This window comes from Sphingopyxis sp. (assembly GCF_036402335.1).
Taxonomy (GTDB): Bacteria; Pseudomonadota; Alphaproteobacteria; order Sphingomonadales; family Sphingomonadaceae; genus Sphingopyxis.
In genome coordinates this window covers 1-3,418 of sequence record NZ_DASWTD010000515.1, presented here as the reverse complement: position 1 = coordinate 3,418, position 3,418 = coordinate 1, and the positions used below count along the sequence as shown (strand labels likewise).

Annotated in this window: 1 protein-coding gene; it reads right to left on the bottom strand. The window is 66.9% G+C overall.

The window, feature by feature from the left end:
• On the bottom strand, positions 1-3,414 hold a 3,414-nt coding region (locus VGD20_RS16790), incomplete at its 3' end, for an NAD-glutamate dehydrogenase domain-containing protein (RefSeq protein WP_331135527.1).
• Positions 3,415-3,418: the final 4 nt, after the last annotated feature.

Below are 3,418 nucleotides of genomic sequence, written 5' to 3'. Positions count from 1 at the left end.
GGTCATGCGCACGAGCAGCGCGTCGCGGTCGTCCTGCGACAGGCGCCCTTCGGCCATCTCGCGGTTCAGCGCGATCTTGATATTGACCTCATTATCCGAGCAGTCGACGCCCGCGCTGTTGTCGATGAAGTCGGTGTTGATGCGTCCGCCCTTCGCCGCGAAGGCGATGCGCGCCGCCTGCGTTGTACCGAGATTCGCCCCCTCGCCGACTGCCTTGACGCGCAGATCCTCGGCATCGACGCGCAGCGCGTCGTTCGCGGGGTCGCCGACCTCGGCATTATTCTGGGCTGCAGCCTTTACATAGGTGCCGATACCGCCAAACCACAGCAGGTCGACCGGCGCCTTCAGGATCGCCGAAATCAGCGAGCTTGGGTCGATTTCAGACACTGACAAGCCGAGCAGCGCCTGCACCTCGGGGGTCAGGGGAATGCTCTTCTGGCTGCGCGGGAAGATGCCGCCGCCCTTCGAGATCAGCTTCTCGTTATAATCCGCCCAGCTCGACCGCGGCAGGTTGAACATCCGCTCGCGTTCCTTCCAGCTCTTCGCCGGATCGGGATTGGGGTCGAGGAAGATGTGGCGGTGGTCGAATGCCGCGACGAGCTGGATCGCCTTCGACAGCAGCATGCCGTTGCCGAACACGTCGCCCGACATGTCGCCGCAGCCGGCGACGCGGATCGTGTCGGTCTGCACATCGACGCCCATTTCGGCGAAGTGACGCTGGACCGAAAGCCACGCACCCTTGGCGGTGATGCCCATCGCCTTGTGGTCATAGCCCTTCGACCCGCCGCTCGCGAAAGCATCGCCAAGCCAGAAGTCGCGCTCCATCGCGAGCGCGTTGGCGACGTCGGAGAAGGTCGCAGTGCCCTTGTCGGCGGCAACGACGAAATAGGGATCGTCGCCGTCGTGGATCACGACGCCCTTCGGATGCACGACCTTGCCCGCGACCAGATTGTCGGTGATCGACAAAAGCGAGCGGATGAAGATGCGGTAGCATTCGGTCCCCTCGGCGAACCACGCATCGCGGTCGAGCGACACGTCGGGCAGCGCCTTGGGATAGAAGCCGCCCTTTGCGCCGGTCGGCACGATCACGGCGTTCTTGACGCGCTGCGCCTTCATCAGCCCGAGGATTTCGGTGCGGAAGTCGTCGCGGCGGTCGGACCAGCGGAGCCCCCCGCGTGCGACCGGACCGGCACGCAGGTGGATGCCCTCGACGCGCGGCGAATAGACCCACACTTCGCGCCAGGGCAGCGGTTTGGGCAAGCCCGGAACGAGGCTGGAATCGATCTTGAACGCCAAGGCTTCTTCGGCCGCGGGCGCAAAGGCATTGGTACGCAGCGTCGCGCCAATCACGGCGTGGAAGAGGCGGAGGATGCGATCTTCGTCGATCGACTTGATGTCGGCGAAATCGGCGAGGATTTCGGCGCCAAGCGCTTCGGCGCGTTTTGCATCGCGCGCCTTCGGATCGTGGAGCGCACGGAAACGTTCGATCAGCGCTGCCGTCAGCTTCGGCGCATGGCGCAGCGCGCTGACGACCGTGTCCATGCCATAGGCCGAACCGCCCTGGCGCAGGTAGCGGAACCACGCACGCAGCCAGACGATCGCGCGCGGGTCGGTCTGGTTGGTGAGCACGAGTTCGTTGAACGCGTCATTTTCGGCGCGGCCGTCCAGAACAGCAGCGATCGCGCCTTCGAGCGTCTCGGCATAAGGAAGCAGCGCGAGTTCGTCGACATTGGCGGGCAGGCGAAGCGTGAAATCGTGGATTACGATCGACGGCTCGTCCTCGCCCTCGACGCCTGAGGCGCGACTCTGCAGTGCGGTCGGGATTTCCTCGAGAACCTCGAAACCGAAATGTTCGAGCGCGGGGACGACGTCGGACAAGGCCATCGGCCCGGCGGCGCTATAGACCTTGAGCCGCAACCGGTCGTCGCCATCGAGGCTCTTGCGCGCAAGCCGGACGCTGCGCGGATTCGCGGCGTCGAGGTCGCGCAGGCGCAAGATGTCGCGCGCGGCTTCCTCGGGGTTGTAGAGGTTGCGGTAGTTGGGGGGGAAGGTCGGCGCAAAGCGCGCCGCGAGCGCCGCCGCACGGCCGGGATCGCCGCGCTTCGCGAGCGCCGCTTCAACCTCCGGCTGCCAGCCGCGAACCATCTGTTCGAGCTGTGCATTGAGTGTTTCGGTATCGGGCACGACGCCGCCGCTGCGCAGGTCGAGCGTGTAGCGCAGCAGGGCGGCGCCGCCGTCTTCGAGCACCATCGTCCAGCCAATGACCCCCGCCTTCGCCTCGCGCACCAACAGCGCCTCGACCGCGATGCGGCGACCGGTCGAAACCTCGTCACGTGGCAGCCAGACGAAGGCGAACAGGTGGCGGCCAAGCGCGCTCTGCACCGTCACCACCTTCGGCCGCGGCCGGTCGGTAATCGACATCGAGGTCAGCACCAGCTCTTCGAGCGACGCCGCGTCGAACGCGATCAGCAGGTCGTGCGGTAGCGCGGTCAGCGCGTGCGCGAGCGCCTTGCCCGCATGGCCCGTCGGATCGAAACCGAATTTCGCCATCAGCGCGTCGAGCTGTGCGCGCAGCACCGGCACCTTCGCCGGCGGGGTCGAGAGCGCGGCACTGGTCCAGAGGCCCGCGTGGATCGACAGCCGCTCGATCTTCTTGCCCTTGCCTTCGGGGACGATGACAAGGTCAAGCAATACGCGGCGGTGCACCGCCGACAGACGGTTCGACTTGATCAGCAGCGGTGCCGTTCCGCCCTGGTCGAACCAGGCGAAGGCGGCTTCGAGCGCGGCGGGCGACAGCAGCTGGCCATCGGCACTCTCGCTGATGCCAAGCGGTTCCTGAACCTTGCCATCGCGGGTGCGCCATTCATGGCCAAGCTGGGTCATCGCTCCGCCTTCGAACCAGCGGAGCAATTCGGCGGCTTCACCCTCGACGCGCATCGCGGCATCGGCAAGCATTGCGGCGCGCATCGCGCGCCAGTCGCGCACCGCGGCGCGCACGTCGCGCAGCGCCGCCTCAAGCCCGTCGAGCAGGCGCCGGCGCGCGCGCGCATCGCCGCGCTCGAGCTCCATATAGATGACCGATTCGCGCGTCCCGCCTTCACCGGCTTCCTGCAAATGCCCGCTGGCATCGCGCTTCACTGCAACAACGGGATGCAGGATGCGGTGAACCGCAAGCCCCTGTGCCGCGACGGCTTGCGAGGTCGAATCGACGAGGAAGGGCATGTCGTCGTTGATGATAGCGAGCCGCATGCGGCGGTCGGTGCCGTCGGCGGCGATCGGTTCGAGCAGCAGCGACGGCGTTTCCGCAGCGCGGTCGAGCGCAGCGCGCGCCGCGAACTGGCTCGCGTCGGCAAGCGCGCCCTTGTCCATATCGTCGCCCTCACCCGGCAGCGCGCTTCCACGCAGCGCGGCCAGGTAG